We start from the raw sequence: 292 nt of genomic DNA on the forward strand, positions 1-292 counted from the left end.
CTCTGCTTCCTGATACCATTCTTTGCAGCCAACAGGCTCTGGTACACATAACTCAACCTTGCAAGAGCAGCTTTCTTCAGATCAGGTCGATACTTATTGTCAGAGACTTGACTTTCTACAATCTTTGACATCCGACGAAAATTCTTCTTCATAACATACTTGTGAAGCATGTCAGAAGGTTTGTTCAGCTTCTTGGACTTAGTTGTGGCAAGAAGAACAGATAATTCTTTTTCACCACCACCAGGCTGAATAGTGACGGTTTTCTTGTTTGCCAACCCAGAGTGTTTGAACG

At 42.1% G+C, this 292-nt stretch carries 1 protein-coding gene; it reads right to left on the reverse strand.

Annotated elements, in window-relative coordinates:
• A partial coding sequence (locus C6N31_RS42840) for a 60S ribosomal protein L28 (protein WP_232486372.1) occupies positions 1 to 275 on the reverse strand: 275 nt, incomplete at its 3' end.
• Between the last annotated feature and the right edge of the window lie 17 nt (positions 276 to 292).

Origin of the sequence: Streptomyces fildesensis (assembly GCF_016107395.1) — a bacterium.
Taxonomy (GTDB): domain Bacteria; phylum Actinomycetota; class Actinomycetes; order Streptomycetales; family Streptomycetaceae; genus Actinacidiphila; species Actinacidiphila fildesensis.